This window comes from Vibrio sp. 1288 (assembly GCF_033344475.1).
In genome coordinates this window covers 1-589 of sequence record NZ_JAWPOX010000829.1, presented here as the reverse complement: position 1 = coordinate 589, position 589 = coordinate 1, and the positions used below count along the sequence as shown (strand labels likewise).

At 48.7% G+C, this 589-nt stretch carries 1 protein-coding gene; it reads right to left on the bottom strand.

Annotated features, from left to right (window positions below):
- Positions 1-144 precede the first annotated feature (144 nt).
- Positions 145-589 (bottom strand): elongation factor 1-alpha C-terminal domain-related protein (locus R8O11_RS29605; protein ID WP_412035096.1); only part of this gene is annotated, 445 nt, incomplete at its 5' end.

Sequence of the window (589 nt, the reverse complement as noted above, 5' to 3'; positions counted from 1 at the left end):
CAAAGCAAAGCGAAAAAGAGTGCCAGAATGCTCAGTTTTCTTGGGCTTCACTGAACATTCCGGTATTAGAGGCAGCCTAACCGCATTTCGCACTCGGTTAGGCTGTGAACCTAGACACTGATAACGTCCCTAGGTTTACTGCCATTACTTCTTGAGTAACTGGCTTAGGTCTTTAGCTTCCCAATGCGGGAAGTGTTTGCGAACAAGGGCGTTCAACTCAAGTTCAAAGGCAGATACATCAGCCAAACCGCGCTCAAGCTCTGTTAAGCTTTCTTTCACCATGCCCGCGCCAACGGTCACATTAGTTAGGCGATCGATGATGATAAAACCACCGGTATCTGCGCAGTCTTGGTAATTGTCCAAAGCTACTGATTCATTGAGCGACCACTCACACAAACCAATGCCATTCAGAGGCAGTTCCGCAGCGCCATGCGTCGACAAGTTATTGATGTCGTACTGGTGACGAATCGACTCTACGTGACCAACGGTCTTCTTACCTGCAATCTTGATGTCGTAATCGCGACCAGGTTGCAACGGCTGCTCAGTCATCCACACCACATCGGCAAGCAAATGGTTGGTGGTTTGTACT